This is a genomic window from Burkholderia sp. BCC1972 (assembly GCF_905339605.1).
Lineage (GTDB): Bacteria > Pseudomonadota > Gammaproteobacteria > Burkholderiales > Burkholderiaceae > Burkholderia.
In genome coordinates this window covers 49,053-63,148 of record NZ_CAJPGH010000005.1, presented here as the reverse complement: position 1 = coordinate 63,148, position 14,096 = coordinate 49,053, and the positions used below count along the sequence as shown (strand labels likewise).

The 14,096-nt window shown below is 67.8% G+C and carries 12 protein-coding genes; 7 read left to right on the top strand and 5 right to left on the bottom strand.

Annotated features, from left to right (window positions below):
• Positions 1-3 precede the first annotated feature (3 nt).
• The 3 genes from glcF (at position 4) to proC (ending at position 2,924) form a co-directional block, all read left to right on the top strand.
• Positions 4-1,230 (top strand): glycolate oxidase subunit GlcF, encoded by a 1,227-nt coding sequence (gene glcF / locus U5798_RS09800; RefSeq protein ID WP_124449410.1) that lies wholly within the window; start codon positions 4-6, stop codon positions 1,228-1,230.
• Positions 1,231-1,360: 130 nt separating this feature from the next.
• Positions 1,361-2,059 (top strand): YggS family pyridoxal phosphate-dependent enzyme, encoded by a 699-nt coding sequence (locus U5798_RS09795; protein ID WP_322081917.1) that lies wholly within the window; start codon positions 1,361-1,363, stop codon positions 2,057-2,059.
• Positions 2,060-2,111: 52 nt separating this feature from the next.
• Complete coding sequence (gene proC / locus U5798_RS09790; RefSeq protein ID WP_124449414.1) at positions 2,112-2,924, top strand: pyrroline-5-carboxylate reductase; 813 nt, start codon at positions 2,112-2,114, stop codon at positions 2,922-2,924.
• 100 nt (positions 2,925-3,024) lie between these two features.
• Here the strand turns inward: proC and ubiA are convergent, their stop codons facing one another.
• Entirely contained in the window at positions 3,025-3,888 is an 864-nt protein-coding gene (gene ubiA, locus U5798_RS09785) for a 4-hydroxybenzoate octaprenyltransferase (protein WP_124449416.1), read from the bottom strand.
• Positions 3,889-4,302: 414 nt separating this feature from the next.
• Between ubiA and U5798_RS09780 the strand changes: the two genes are divergently transcribed.
• On the top strand, positions 4,303-4,539 hold the full coding sequence (locus tag U5798_RS09780; RefSeq protein ID WP_322082068.1) for a hypothetical protein: 237 nt from the start codon (positions 4,303-4,305) through the stop codon (positions 4,537-4,539).
• A 65-nt stretch (positions 4,540-4,604) separates the two neighbouring features.
• Here the strand turns inward: U5798_RS09780 and katG are convergent, their stop codons facing one another.
• The 4 genes from katG to recG all read right to left on the bottom strand — a co-directional run bounded on the left by katG (position 4,605) and on the right by recG (position 10,813).
• Complete coding sequence (gene katG / locus U5798_RS09775) at positions 4,605-6,791, bottom strand: catalase/peroxidase HPI (RefSeq protein ID WP_322081916.1); 2,187 nt, start codon at positions 6,789-6,791, stop codon at positions 4,605-4,607.
• Positions 6,792-6,892: 101 nt separating this feature from the next.
• A complete protein-coding gene (locus U5798_RS09770; protein WP_260434832.1) occupies positions 6,893-7,021 on the bottom strand; it encodes a hypothetical protein in 129 nt (42 codons plus the stop codon).
• Between the two features lie 395 nt (positions 7,022-7,416).
• A complete protein-coding gene (locus U5798_RS09765; RefSeq protein ID WP_011351000.1) occupies positions 7,417-8,376 on the bottom strand; it encodes a hydrogen peroxide-inducible genes activator in 960 nt (319 codons plus the stop codon).
• 127 nt (positions 8,377-8,503) lie between these two features.
• Positions 8,504-10,813 (bottom strand): ATP-dependent DNA helicase RecG, encoded by a 2,310-nt coding sequence (gene recG, locus U5798_RS09760; protein WP_322081915.1) that lies wholly within the window; start codon positions 10,811-10,813, stop codon positions 8,504-8,506.
• Between the two features lie 167 nt (positions 10,814-10,980).
• Between recG and queA the strand changes: the two genes are divergently transcribed.
• From queA to yajC, 3 genes are all read left to right on the top strand, one after another.
• Positions 10,981-12,048 carry a tRNA preQ1(34) S-adenosylmethionine ribosyltransferase-isomerase QueA gene (queA, locus tag U5798_RS09755; protein WP_322081914.1) on the top strand — a complete coding sequence of 356 codons (1,068 nt, stop codon included), beginning with the start codon at positions 10,981-10,983 and terminating at the stop codon, positions 12,046-12,048.
• Between the two features lie 222 nt (positions 12,049-12,270).
• Positions 12,271-13,470 (top strand): tRNA guanosine(34) transglycosylase Tgt, encoded by a 1,200-nt coding sequence (gene tgt / locus U5798_RS09750; protein WP_322081913.1) that lies wholly within the window; start codon positions 12,271-12,273, stop codon positions 13,468-13,470.
• Between the two features lie 241 nt (positions 13,471-13,711).
• Entirely contained in the window at positions 13,712-14,035 is a 324-nt protein-coding gene (gene yajC / locus U5798_RS09745; RefSeq protein ID WP_006476868.1) for a preprotein translocase subunit YajC, read from the top strand.
• Positions 14,036-14,096 lie beyond the last annotated feature (61 nt).

The window sequence follows — 14,096 nt, the reverse complement described above, 5'->3', positions numbered from 1 at the left end:
TCGATGCAAACGAATCTCGCCGATTTCATCCGCAACACGCCAGACGGCGACGAGGCCGACGCGATCCTGCGCAAGTGCGTGCACTGCGGGTTCTGTACCGCGACCTGCCCGACCTACCAGCTCCTCGGCGACGAACTCGACGGCCCGCGCGGCCGCATCTACCTGATCAAGCAGATGGTCGAAGGCGCGCCCGTCACGCGCAGCACGCAGCAGCACCTCGACCGCTGCCTCACGTGCCGCAGCTGCGAGACGACCTGCCCGTCCGGCGTCCAGTACGGCCGGCTCGTCGAGATCGGCCGCAAGCACGTCGAAGCACAGGTGCAGCGCCCCGTGCAGCAACGCCTCGTGCGCCGCCTGCTCGCGAGCCTCGTGCCGAATGCGGCGCTGTTCTCGCCCGTGATGCGGCTCGGCCAGCATGTCCGGCCGCTGCTGCCGAAGCGGCTGCGCGACAAGGTGCCGCCGCGCACGCGGCTGCTCGAATGGCCGCACCGCACCCACACACGCAAGATGCTGATGCTGGGCGGCTGCGTGCAGCCGTCGATGCTGCCCAACATCAACATCGCGACCGCACGCGTGCTCGACGCGCTCGGCATCGAGACGGTCGTCGCGCCCGACGCCGGCTGTTGCGGCGCGATCCGCCTGCACCTGAACTATCACGACGAAGCGCTCGACGACGCGCGCCGCAACATCGACGCGTGGTGGCCGCACGTCGAACAGGGTGCCGAGGCGATCGTGATGAATGCGTCGGGCTGCGGCGCGACGGTGCTCGAATATGCGCACCTGTTGCGCGACGATCCGGCTTACGCGGAGAAGGCGCAGCGCATCGTGTCGCTGACGCGCGACATCTCCGACGTGCTGCTCGCGTTCGAGGCCGAACTCGCGACGCTCGCGCGGCGCCGCGCGATCCATACGGTCGCGTACCACCCGCCGTGCACGCTGCAGCACGGCCAGCAGTCGCGCGGCAAGGTCGAGCGGCTGCTCGAGACGCTCGGCATCGACGTGCGGCTGCCGGCCGACAGCCATCTGTGCTGCGGCTCGGCCGGCACCTATTCGCTGACGCAGCCGTCGCTGTCGTACCGGTTGCGCAAGCAGAAGCTGCTGAAGCTGCAGGCGCTCGAGCCGCAGATGATCGTGTCCGGCAACATCGGCTGCATCGCCCACCTGCAGAGCGGCACGCAGATTCCGGTCGCCCACTGGGTCCAGCTCGTCGAGCATCTGCTGTACGGCTGAGCGCTGCTCCCCCAATGACGGGCTGGCGCGCAGCGTCCGTATAATGAGCGGATCGATGCGGCGCGTGTCGCGGCGCATCGGCTTCATGCCCGCTTCCGTGGCTGCTTCCGTGCCTGCTTTCGTGCCCGTCATGTCCGATCTTGCCGCCCGTCTCGCATCCGTTCATCGCCGCATTGCCGACGCCGCCCGCGCGGCCGGCCGCGATCCCGCCGCCATTGCGCTGCTCGCCGTGTCGAAGACGTTTCCCGCCGACGACGTGCGCGCCGCACATGCGGCCGGGCAACGCGCATTCGGCGAAAACTACGTGCAGGAATCGATCGACAAGATCGACGCGCTCGCCGACCTGCGCACGAGCCTCGAATGGCATTTCATCGGGCCGTTGCAATCGAACAAGACGCGCCCTGTCGCCGAGCGTTTCGACTGGGTCCATTCGGTCGACCGGCTGAAGATCGCGCAGCGCCTGTCGGAACAGCGCCCCGCGCACCTGCCGCCGCTCAATGTGTGCGTACAGGTGAACATCAGCGGCGAGGCGTCGAAGAGCGGCGTCGCGCCGGCCGACGTCGCCGAGGTCGCACGCGCGGTCGCCGCGCTGCCGTCGCTGCGGCTGCGCGGCCTGATGGCGATTCCCGAACCGGCCGGCGACACCGATGCGCAACGCGTGCCGCATCGCGCGCTGCGCGCGCTGTTCGACACGTTGCGCGCCGACGGCCTGCCGCTCGACACGCTGTCGATGGGCATGTCCGCCGATCTCGACGCGGCCGTGCTCGAAGGTGCGACGATCGTGCGCGTCGGCACCGCGATCTTCGGCGCGCGCGATTACTCGCACTGAGCGCCGCGCCCGCTTCCGCCTTTCCGTTCACTCACTTGCTCATTCGGACATCATGAAAATCGCATTCATCGGCGGCGGCAACATGGCCGCGGCCCTGATCGGCGGCCTGATCAAGCGCGGCGTCGCCGCCGACGGCCTGTATGCCATCGACGTCAACGAAGACGTTCGCGCGCGCGCCGCGCAGCAATTCGGCGTGCGCACCGGCGCGGCCATCGACGCGACGCTCGCCGGTTACGACGCGATCGTGCTCGCGGTGAAGCCGCAGGTGCTGAAGGACGTCGCGCAGGCGCTCGCGCCGCACCTGACGTCGCAGCTCGTGATCAGCATCGCGGCCGGCATCCGCGGCACGGATATCGCGCGCTGGCTCGGCGACTACGTGCGCGTCGTGCGCACGATGCCGAACACGCCCGCGCTGGTCGGCATGGGCGTGACGGGCCTCGCCGCACTGCCGGGCGTCGACGCGGCGGGCCGCGAACTCGCGTCGAACGTGCTCGGCGCGGTCGGCGAGATCGTGTGGTTCGACGACGAATCGCAGCTCGACGCCGTCACGGCCATTTCGGGCAGCGGCCCCGCGTACGTGTTCTATTTCATCGAGGCGCTGCAGGAAGCCGCGCGCCGCCTCGGCATGAACGACGAACAGGGCCGCGCGCTTGCGGTCGCGACGTTCACGGGCGCCGCGCAACTGGCCGCGCAATCGGGCGAGCCGGCGAGCGTGCTGCGCGAACGCGTGACGTCGAAGGGCGGCACGACGGCCGCCGCGCTCGCGGCATTCGATGCGCAGGGCGTGAAGGAAGCGATCGTGCGCGGCGCGCTCGCGGCCGAAGCGCGCGCGAAGGAAATGGGCGACGAGCTCGGCCGCGCGTAAGCGCGACCGCGGCGCCGGTTTTGCCGGCGCCGGACGTAAAAAAGCGACCGGCAGGTCGCTTTTTTGTTGGCGCCGCGCACAAGGACGCGCGGTGTGTCGTTCAGTTGCCGGCCAGCAGGTAATGCGCGGCGATCCCCGCGAACAGCACGCCGCCGAGCCAGTTGTTGTGCCGGAATGCCGCGAAGCACGGCATCCGTTCGCGATCCTTGATCAGCGTGTAGTGATACAGCGCACAGCCGGCCGCGGCGGCCCAGCCGGCCCAGTACACGAGACCGAAGCCGAGCGTCGCGCCGATCCACACGTAGATGCCGAGCGTCACCGCGTAGCACGCCATCACGGCCGCGACGTCGAAGCGGCCGAACGTCAGCGCGGACGTGCGGATGCCGATCTTGATGTCGTCGTCGCGATCGACCATCGCATATTCGGTGTCGTACGCGACCGACCAGAAGATGTTCGCGACCAGCATCACCCACGCGATCGTCGGCACCGTGTCCTGCACGGCCGCGAACGCCATCGGGATGCCGAAGCCGAACGCGATGCCGAGATAGGCCTGCGGAATCGCGAAGAAGCGCTTCATGAACGGATACGAGCCCGCGACGAACAGCGCGACGACGGACAGCTCCTTCGTCAGCGCGTTCAGCGGCAGGATCAGCAGGAACGCGATGAACGACAGCCCGACCGCGATCGCGACGGCCTCCCATGCGTGGATCTTGCCCGACGTCAGCGGCCGGTCGGCCGTGCGCTTCACGTGACGGTCGAAATCTCGGTCGGCGTAGTCGTTCATCGCGCAGCCGGCCGAACGCATCAGCAGCGTGCCGAGCGTGAAGATCACGAGCAGCGGCCAGCGCGGATGGCCGTCCGACGCGATCCACAGCGCGTTGAGCGTCGGCCACAGCAGCAGCAGGCTGCCGATCGGCTTGTCCATCCGGACGAGCCGCAGATACAGGGGAAAGCGGGCAAGCATGGCGAAGCACCGGGAAGATAACCCCGGCATTTTAGAGCCGAGCGGCGCTTCGCGTCATGTCGGAACGACCCGCAGCCGGCTGCCGACGGGTGCGCATACGCGGCCTGGGCCCGCCATACGCGGCTGTGCCGCAACGCGCCTCAATCAAGGGACAGATTGGCCACGTCGGCGGATCGGGCCGACGGGCACCCTGCCCCGGCCGTGCCGCGCTTGGCGCGAGTAGCGACCGTAGCATCCAGGCGGTCTTTTCATGCGCCTGCAGCGCGCTGCGTCAGCAGGTCGGCGGTCGGTTCGTCGCTCGCCGCAGGCCTTCCGCGATCGTCTTGCAGTGCGTGTCGCCGATGCCGACGTCGATCGGCGCGGGACGAATCTTTCCAGCCATGGTACGGACTCCTTATTCAACGAACCAAGGCCATGAAAACGAATCCGACTACCTGCCTGTCGACCGCGCGCCGCGTTCAGGCGGCCGCGATCGCGCGCAACGCCTGTGACACCAGTTCGGCCACACCGCCGATGACGATCGCGAATCCGACCACGTACCGCGCGATCTCGGCCGGCGCCCGCACCTTCGGCGCCGCCAATGCGGCGCGCATGTTCAATATCATTTGCGTCATGATCGTCACTCCTTCAACGAAATCCGTGGTCCAGTAGAAACGGCCGGTCGGACGACCGGCCGTTTCCCGTTACTGCCTCGCCGCGCTACCGCACGGCGACGTTCATGCGAGGTCGAAGCGGTCGAGGTTCATCACCTTGTTCCAGGCCGCGACGAAGTCGCGTGCGAACTTCTCCTTCGCGTCCGCGCTGCCGTACACCTCGGCCACCGCACGCAGCTGCGCATGCGAGCCGAAGATCAGGTCGACACGCGTGCCCGTCCACTTGACCTTGCCCGTCGCGCGATCGCGCCCTTCGAACACGTCGTTCGCGGCCGACACCGGCTTCCATTCGGTACCCATGTCGAGCAGGTTCACGAAGAAGTCGTTCGTCAGCGCTTCCGGACGCTCGGTGAACACGCCGTGCTTCGCGTCGCCCGCATTCGCGCCGAGCACACGCAGGCCACCGACCAGCACCGTCATCTCCGGCGCGCTCAGTGTCAGCAGTTGCGCCTTGTCGACCAGCAGCGCCTCGGCCGGCGTCTTGTATGCGTGCTTCAGGAAGTTGCGGAAACCGTCGGCGAGCGGCTCGAGCACGGCCATTGCCTCGACGTCGGTCTCTTCCTGCGTCGCATCCGCGCGGCCCGGTGCGAACGGCACCGTCACCGTGACGCCCGCGTTCTTCGCCGCCTGCTCGACGCCGGCCGCACCGGCCAGCACGATCAGGTCGGCGAGCGACACCTTCTTGCCGCCCGTCTGCGCGTCGTTGAACGCCTTCTGCACGCCTTCGAGCGTCTCGAGCACCTTCGCGAGCTCGGCCGGACGGTTCACTTCCCAGTCCTTCTGCGGCGCCAGGCGGATGCGTGCACCGTTCGCGCCGCCGCGCTTGTCCGACCCGCGGAACGTCGCTGCCGACGCCCAGGCGGTCGACACGAGCTGCGACACCGTCAGGCCCGTCGCCAGCACCTTCGCCTTCAGCGCGGCGACGTCGGCGTCGTCGATCAGCGGGTGGTCGACGGCCGGGATCGGGTCCTGCCACAGCAGGTGTTCGGCCGGCACTTCCGGGCCGAGATAGCGCGCGCGCGGCCCCATGTCGCGGTGCGTGAGCTTGAACCAGGCACGCGCAAACGCGTCGGCGAACTCGGCCGGGTTCTCGTAGAAGCGGCGCGAGATCTTTTCGTAGGCCGGGTCGAAACGCAGCGACAGGTCGGTCGTCAGCATCGTCGGGCGATGCTTCTTCGACGGGTCGAACGCATCCGGAATCACTTCACCGGCATCCTTCGCGACCCACTGGTGCGCGCCGGCCGGGCTCTTCGTCAGCTCCCACTCGTAGCTGAACAGGTGCTTGAAGAAATCGTTGCTCCACTGGGTCGGCGTCGACGTCCACGTGACCTCGAGGCCGCTCGTGATCGCGTCCTTGCCCTTGCCCGTGCCGAACGTGCTCTTCCAGCCGAGCCCCTGCTCTTCGAGGCCCGCGGCCTCCGGCTCGGGGCCGACGTTCGACGCCGGACCGGCGCCGTGGGTCTTGCCGAACGTGTGGCCGCCCGCGATCAGCGCGACCGTTTCCTCGTCGTTCATCGCCATCCGCGCGAACGTCTCGCGGATGTCGTGCGCGGCGGCGACCGGGTCGGGATTGCCGTCCGGGCCTTCCGGGTTCACGTAGATGAGGCCCATCTGCACCGCGGCGAGCGGGCTCTCGAGTTCGCGCTTGCCCGTGTAGCGGCTGTTCGGGCCGCCGCTCAGTTCCAGCCAGATCTTTTCCGAGCCCCAGTAGACGTCGTCCGGTTCCCACGTGTCGACGCGGCCGCCCGCGTAGCCGAACGTCTTGAAGCCCATCGATTCGAGCGCGACGTTGCCGGTCAGGATCAGCAGGTCGGCCCACGAGATGTTGCGGCCGTACTTCTGCTTGATCGGCCACAGCAGCCGGCGCGCCTTGTCGAGGCTCACGTTGTCCGGCCAGCTGTTGAGCGGCGCGAAGCGCTGCTGCCCGCCGCCTGCGCCGCCGCGGCCGTCGGCCGTGCGATACGTGCCGGCGCTATGCCATGCCATCCGGATGAACAGGCCGCCGTAGTGGCCGAAGTCGGCCGGCCACCAGTCCTGCGACGCCGTCATCAGCGCGTGCAGGTCTTTCTTGACCGCCGCGAGATCCAGCTTCTTGAACGCCTCGGCGTAGTCGAAATCCTTGTCCATCGGATCGGACAGCGCAGAATGCCGATGCAGGACGTTGAGGTTCAGCTGATTCGGCCACCAGTCCTTGTTCGTCGTGCCGCTGCCTGCGGTGTGGTTGAACGGGCACTTCGTTTCGTTCGACATGCGTTTTCTCCTTTACTTGCTCGTAGGCCCCCACGTGCCGGGCGCGGTTCGTGGAGCATTGCGGGGGATAAGAAACTGAACAGGCAGGTCCTCCTGTCGTACTACGGGATGTCGTGCGCGGCATTCGGCACGCGTTCCCGCCGCGACGCGCCGCAGGCGAGGCGCCCGGGGAAGCGGCTGCCGGCAGTCGTCGTGCCGGCGATGCGCGTGGTGTTCCAGCTTTCGGGCATGCAATGCTCCCTCATGGCTCGACGGCGGGTAAATCGGGGGAACACAGGACCGGCGTGCGGCGGCACTCATCCGCCATACACACGGTCCGCCAGGTACGCGAACGCAATCGGACGCAGGCTGCGGACCGCCGCCCTGGCGCGATGTACGACCGCGTCGCGCGACGGCATGTTCCGCTGCGCGTGCTGCAATACCGACCGCATCATGACATCCTCCTTTGACGCTTGCATCGAGCGTGCGGACCGTACGTCGGCATGACGCCGATCCATGTAGAGGATTCTATCTACATCTATCGAGTAATTGAATTTAATAAATTTCATCTATGCGATAGGGAAAAATAAACGGGGTCGCAAGACCCCGTTCATCATGCCGCCACAGGTATGTGCGCGATGCGCGCTCAGTTCATCGTGGCCGGCATGTCGAGCTTCGCCACGCCCGGCAGCTCGCATGCGGCAATCGCGTCGCTGATCGCGTCGATCGCCGGCATCCGGGTGAAGCTCTTGCGCCACACGAGCACCACGCGGCGGTCGGGCACCGGTTCGTTGAACGGCACGTACGACAGCAGCTCGGCGTCGGGCCCGTTCGCGCGCGGGCCGACCTCGGCCACCGACATCCGCGGCAGCACGGTGATGCCGACGCCGCTCGCGACCATGTGGCGAATGGTCTCGAGCGACGAGCCCTCGAAGGTCTTCTGGATGCCGTCGGCCGTTTGCGAGAAGCGCATCAGCTCCGGGCACACGCCGAGCACGTGATCGCGGAAGCAATGGCCGTTGCCGAGCAGCAGCATGGTTTCCTGCTTCAGGTCCTCGGCGTCGATTTCCTCGCGTTTCTCCCACGGATGGCCGGCCGGCAATGCGACGACGAACGGCTCGTCGTACAGCGGGCGCACCATCAGGCCGGTTTCCGGGAACGGAAGCGCCATGATCGCGGCGTCGATCTCGCCCTGCTTCAGCAGTTCGAGCAGCTTCAGCGTGTAATTCTCCTGCAGCATCAGCGGCATCTGCGGGACACGCTGGATCATTTGCTTGACGAGCGTCGGCAGCAGGTACGGCCCGATCGTGTAGATCACGCCGAGACGGAACGGACCGACCAGCGGGTCCTTGCCCTGCTTCGCGATCTCCTTGATCGCGAAGGTCTGCTCGAGCACGCGCTGCGCCTGCGTGACGATCTGGTCACCGATCGGCGTCACGCTCACTTCACTCGCGCCGCGCTCGAAAATCTGCACGTTGAGCTCGTCTTCAAGCTTCTTGATCGCCACCGACAGCGTCGGCTGGCTCACGAAGCAGGCTTCGGCCGCGCGGCCGAAATGCCGTTCGCGCGCGACCGCGACGATGTATTTCAATTCAGTCAGCGTCATTGTGGGTCAATCAGAGATATACAGGCGATAGGTTTAATTTATACACCCTCTGGCACCGGTTCGCCAAGTTTCTCGGCATCGCGATGCGTCGATCGACGGTCTTTCGATCCGGCCCCGGGCCGGCGAATCAGGCTTTCAGGTACTGCTCCCGCGCGCCGAGCCAGCGTGCGAGATGCTGCGTGACGACCTCGGGATACGCGGCAATCAGCCGCGTCGCGGCTTCACGGGCCGGGTCGATCAGCCAGCCGTCGGTCTCGAGGTTCGCGAAACGCAGCATCGCCGCGCCCGACTGGCGCGCGCCGAGGAATTCGCCGGGGCCGCGGATTTCGAGGTCGCGCCGCGCGATCTCGAAGCCGTCGGTCGTCTCGCGCATCGTCTTCAGCCGCTCGCGGCCCGTCAGCGACAGCGGCCCCGTGTACAGCAGCACGCACACCGACGCCGCGGTGCCGCGCCCGACGCGGCCGCGCAGCTGGTGCAGTTGCGCGAGGCCGAAACGCTCCGCGTGCTCGATCACCATCAGCGACGCGTTCGGCACGTCGACGCCGACCTCGATCACGGTCGTCGCGACGAGCAGCTGGACTTCGTTGCGCGTGAACGCTTCCATCACGGCGGCCTTGTCGGCCGGCGACAACCGGCCGTGCACGAGCCCGACCTTCAGCTCGGGCAGCGCCGCCGCCAGCGTCTCGTAGGTCTCGACGGCCGTCTGCAGCTGCAGCGTCTCGCTTTCCTCGATCAGCGGGCACACCCAGTACACCTGGCGCCCGGTCAACGCGGCCTCGCGCACGCGGGCGATCACCTCCTCGCGCCGCGCGTCGCCGACGAGGCGCGTCAGCACGGGCGTGCGGCCCGGCGGCAACTCGTCGATCGTCGAGACCTCGAGATCCGCGTAGTACGTCATCGCGAGCGTGCGCGGGATCGGCGTGGCCGACATCATCAGCTGGTGCGGCTGGAAGTCGCGCGCGCCGTTGGCCGCGTTCGCGGCCTTCGCGCGCAGCGCGAGGCGCTGCTCGACGCCGAAACGGTGCTGTTCGTCGACGATCACCAGGCCGAGCCGCGCGAATTCGACCGTGTCCTGGATGATCGCGTGCGTGCCGATCACGAGCTGCGCGGTGCCGAGCGCGGCCGCCTCGATCGCCGCACGCTTCTCCTTCGCCTTCAGGCTGCCCGCGAGCCAAGCGACCGTGACGCCGAGCGGCTCGAGCCACGCGCGCAGCTTGCGCGCGTGCTGCTCCGCGAGAATTTCGGTCGGCGCCATCAGCGCGGCCTGGTAGCCGGCGTCGATCGCCTGCGTGGCGGCCAGCGCCGCGACGACCGTCTTGCCGCTGCCGACGTCGCCCTGCAGCAGGCGCTGCATCGGGTGCGCGAGCGTGAGGTCGTGCGCGATCTCGTCGACGACGCGCGCCTGCGCGCCCGTCAGCGTGAACGGCAGCGCCGCGTAGAGCCGCGTCGTCAGCGCATCGGCATCGGTCGCGGTGCGGCGCGGCATCGCGGGCGCCGCGCGCGTGCGGCGCTCCTCGTGCGCACGCTTGAGCGACAGCTGCTGCGCGAGCAGCTCCTCGAACTTGATGCGCGTCCACGCCGGATGCGAGCCGTCCATCAGCGCGGCTTCGTCGGAGTCGACACGCGGGTGGTGCAGGATGCGCACGGCCTGCTCGAGCGTCGGCACGTCGAGCGGCTTCAGGTAGTCGCGCTGGATCTCGGGCGGCAGCAGCTCCGGCAGCGGCGTGCGCTCGACCGCATTCTCGATCGCCTTGCGCAGGTAGGCCTGCGACACGCCGGCCGTGCTCGGGTAGACGGGCGTGAGCACCTGCGGCAGCGGCGCATCGGCTTCGACGACGCGCACGGCCGGGTGCACCATCTCCATCCCGAAGAAGCCGCCGCGCACGTCGCCGCGCACGCGCAGCCGCTGTCCGACGGCCATCTGCTTGACCTGCGACCCGTAGAAATTCAGGAAGCGCAGCACCAGGTGCTCGCCGTCGTCGTCCTGGATCTTCACGACGAGCTGGCGGCGCGGACGGAATGTGACCTCGTTGTCGAACACGACGCCTTCGGTCTGCGCGATGCCGCCCGGCAGCAGCTCGCCAATCGGCGTGAGCGTGGTTTCGTCCTCGTAGCGCATCGGCAGGTGCAGCACGAGATCGATCGAGCGCGTGAGGCCGAGCTTCGCGAGCTTGTCGACGGTCTTCACCGGTTTGTCGGCCGCCTTCTTCTTGCGCTTCGCGCCGGCCGCGCCCGCTTCGTCGCTGGCGGCGCCTTCGGCATCGGGCGCGGCGGCGGCCGGCTGCGCGAGCCGCCCGTCGGCGCCGCGCTTCGGGCCGGCGCGGCGCGGCGCCGCACGCTCTCCCGCACTTTGTGCGGGCGGCGCGACGTCCTCCGCGTCGAACGGATCGGCGGAATCGGCAACGGCAGCGGGGGAACGGCGTGGTGACACTGGCATCGGATCGTCTGGGTGCTTCGTAAGGCAAGTACAATAGCGGCTTTCACGTCGTCCGAACGAACGACGCCGGCCAGGCCGCGCATCCCGTCATCATAGCGGCTCGCGCGCCCCAATTACGCGTTTCCGCCCTGCCGGCGACGCCCGCCGGCCGCTTCGAACCAGCCCGCATGTTCACGCTTTCCGATTTCGATTTCAATCTGCCGCCCGAGCTGATCGCACAAACCGCGCTGCCCGATCGCACCGCGAGCCGCCTGCTCGAGGTCGACCGCAGCGTCGAGCCCGCACGCTTCGTCGACCGCCATTTCGCCGAGCTGCCGTCGTGCATCGCGCCCGGCGACCTGCTCGTCTTCAACGATACCAAGGTGCTGAAGGCGCGGTTCTTCGGCCAGAAGGCCAGCGGCGGCAAGATCGAGGTGCTGATCGAGCGCGTGACGGGCACGCACACGGCGCTCGCGCAGATCCGCGCGAGCAAGTCGCCGGGCGCCGGCACGACGCTGCGCCTCGCCGACGCCTTCGACGTGACGGTCGGCGAGCGCGTCGAGCCGTTCTTCACGCTGCACTTCCCCGCGCCGTGCCTCGACCTGATCGAGCAGTTCGGCCGCCTGCCGCTGCCGCCGTATATCGAGCACGATCCCGACGCGACCGACGAGACGCGCTACCAGACCGTCTACGCGAGCAATCCGGGCGCGGTCGCAGCTCCTACGGCCGGCCTGCACTTCGACCGGCCGCTGCTCGACAAGCTGGACGCGATGGGCGTCGAGCGCGCGACGCTGACGCTGCACGTCGGCGCCGGCACGTTCCAGCCGGTGCGCGTCGACAACATCGCCGAGCACAAGATGCACAGCGAGTGGTACGACCTGCCGCAGTCGCTGGTCGACCGGATCGCCGCGACCCGCGCCCGCGGCGGCAACGTGATCGCGGTCGGCACGACGTCGATGCGCGCGCTCGAAGCCGCCGCGCGCTCGGCCGACGAAGCGGGCCGCCCGCTCGCGGCGACGCAGGCCGAGACCGACATCTTCATCACGCCCGGCTACCGGTTCCGCGTGGTCGACCGGCTCGTCACGAACTTCCACCTGCCGAAGTCGACGCTGCTGATGCTGGTGTCCGCGTTCGCGGGCGTCGAGACGATTCGTGCCGCGTACCGCCACGCGATCGCCGAACGCTACCGCTTCTTCAGCTACGGCGACGCGATGCTGCTCACGCGGCGCGACACGCCGGAGGCGCCGCGCGCGTAAATGCGGCAGGCGCCACTGGCGCGACACGGACGACGGCTACCGTACCGAACGGCCAGGTTCCGCTTTCACGTTGTGCGTGCGATGCTCGCACGCACCCGCTTTCCCCGCCGCCGGATTCCCGGCGGCGTTTCCAACATGCGCCGGACTTGCGATCCAGAGTTAGCGCTTTAGCGGTTACTCTGGTCCCATGCAGAGCAGCCCGGTGGCAAGGAGAATGACGCGATGACCGAAGGTTCATCCCACGATACGCACGCTCATCAGCACGCCCCCGTGCAGGACCGCCCGGCAAACGGGCTCGAATTCGAACTGCTGACGACCGACGGCCACGCGCGACGCGGCCGCGTGAAGCTCAACCACGGCACGGTCGAGACGCCGATCTTCATGCCGGTCGGCACGTACGGCACCGTGAAGGCGATCCAGCCGCGCGAGCTGCACGAGATCAAGGCCCAGATCATCCTCGGCAACACGTTCCACCTGTGGCTGCGCCCGGGCCTCGACACGATCGACGCGCACGGCGGCCTGCACGGCTTCATGGGCTGGAACAAGCCGATCCTGACCGACTCGGGCGGCTTCCAGGTGTTCTCGCTCGGCGACCTGCGCAAGATCACCGAGGACGGCGTCACGTTCGCGTCGCCGATCAACGGCGACAAGCTGTTCCTGTCGCCGGAAGTATCGATGCAGATCCAAAAGGTGCTGAACTCCGACATCGTGATGCAGTTCGACGAGTGCACGCCGTACGCGACCGACGGCGTGCCGACGACGCACAAGGAAGCGGCCGACTCGATGCGCATGTCGCTGCGCTGGGCGAAGCGCTCGCTCGACGAATTCGACCGGCTCGGCAACCCGAATGCCCTCTTCGGGATCGTGCAGGGCGGAATGTTCGAGGACCTGCGCGACGAATCGCTCGCGGGCCTCGCGGAACTCGGCTTCCACGGCCTCGCGATCGGCGGGCTGTCGGTCGGCGAGCCGAAGGAAGACATGATGCGCGTGCTGCAGCACGTGGGCCCGAAGCTGCCGGCCGACAAGCCGCACTACCTGATGGGCGTCGGCACGCCGGAGGACCTGGTCGAGGGCGTCGCGAACGGCATCGACATGTTCGACTGCGTGATGCCGACCCGCAACGCGCGCAACGGCTGGCTGTTCACGCGCTTCGGCGACGTGAAGATCCGCAACGCGACGCACAAGAACTCGCTGAAGCCGCTCGACGCGAGCTGCACGTGCTACACCTGCCAGAACTTCTCGCGCGGCTACCTGCATCACCTGCACCGCGTCGGCGAAATCCTCGGCGCGCAGCTCAACACGATCCACAACCTGCACTACTACCTGCAGCTGATGAGCGAGATCCGCGAGGCGATCGAGACCCACACGTTCGACGCATTCCGCCAGCGCTTCGCGGAGGATCGGGCGAGAGGGGTCGACTGACCGGCCGGCCGCGCGATGGCTTGCGCGGCGGTTCGTCGCATAAGACGAGTACTAAATGACACGCCCCGACGACCCGACACGACCGCCAAATATTACAATTGCCTTTCCATATAAGCCGTAACGGTGTCGGTTCGCGCTTTAACAGCTTGATCCGAAAGCGCATTTGCCGATCCGTTTGCGGATGGGGCCGGTGGTAGAATAACCGGCTTATTTTTCGATCTTCCCCTACGGAGAGACCAACGTGCCGTTCATTTCCAATGCCTTCGCGCAAGGTGCCGGTGGCGCCGAATCGAGCCTGATGAGCTTCCTGCCGCTCATCCTGATGTTCGCGGTGCTCTACTTCATCATGATCCGTCCGCAGATGAAGCGCCAGAAGGAACACCGCAACATGCTCGCGGCCATGGCCAAGGGCGACGAAGTCGTCACGAGCGGTGGCCTCGTCGGCAAGGTGACGAAGGTCACCGAAGGCTACATCGGCGTCGAAATCGCCGAAGGCACCGAAATCACCGTGCAGAAGGCTGCCGTCACGACCATTCTGCCGAAGGGCACGATCAAGTCGCTGTAAGCCCTTCACCGAGCGTCCGGCTCCCCGCGCCGTGCCCGCCTGAGAGAGCGGGCCGCCGCGT